Raw genomic sequence first — 630 nt, 5'->3', positions numbered from 1 at the left:
CCCTTTTTTTAGCGCTAGAGTGCCACTGCTTATCGCAGGTAAACTGGCAGATATCCGTTATTTAATCTCAACATAGTCATGGCGCGACGATATGGAACTTAAAGCGACATCGCTGGGGAAACACCTGGCTCAGCACCCTTATAACCGCGTGCGGTTGCTGCACGCCGGCGTTGAGGTGAGCGGGGAAAAACATGAATACCTGATCCCCTTCAATCAACTGATTCAGGTCAGGTGCAAGCGCGGCATCGTCTGGGGCGAGCTGGAATTTGAATTGCCGGACGAAAAAGTGGTGCGACTGCACGGCACCGAGTGGCAGGAAACGCAGCGTTTTTATCACTATCTGCAGCAGGCGTGGCAGCAGTGGAGCGCCGAAATGAGTGAGGTCAGTGCCGGCGTGTTGCAACAGCAGGTGGCACAGATTCAGCGCATTGAGCAGCAAGATAAATGGTTCAAAAAGTCTGAGCTGGGCAAACTGCAGCAGCAAATCCGTGAAGCCTTCTCCGCGCTGCCAATGCCGGTGGCGCGCCTGGAGGAATTCGATAACTGCCGGGCCGATTACCATCTGTGTCTGCAATGGCTGCAGCAGGGGCAACGCAGTGTCGACCAACGCAACCGGCAGTGGACCGATCG

1 protein-coding gene is annotated in these 630 nt (G+C 55.2%); it reads left to right on the top strand.

Annotated elements, in window-relative coordinates; genetic code table 11:
- Window positions 1–91: 91 nt before the first annotated feature.
- On the top strand, window positions 92–630 hold a 539-nt coding region (locus KHA85_RS20070), incomplete at its 3' end, for a hypothetical protein (RefSeq protein WP_236885844.1).

The organism is Dietzia massiliensis (genome assembly GCF_018390595.1).
Classification (GTDB): domain Bacteria; phylum Actinomycetota; class Actinomycetes; order Mycobacteriales; family Mycobacteriaceae; genus Dietzia; species Dietzia massiliensis.
This window is presented reverse-complemented; position numbering and strand designations above follow the sequence as displayed.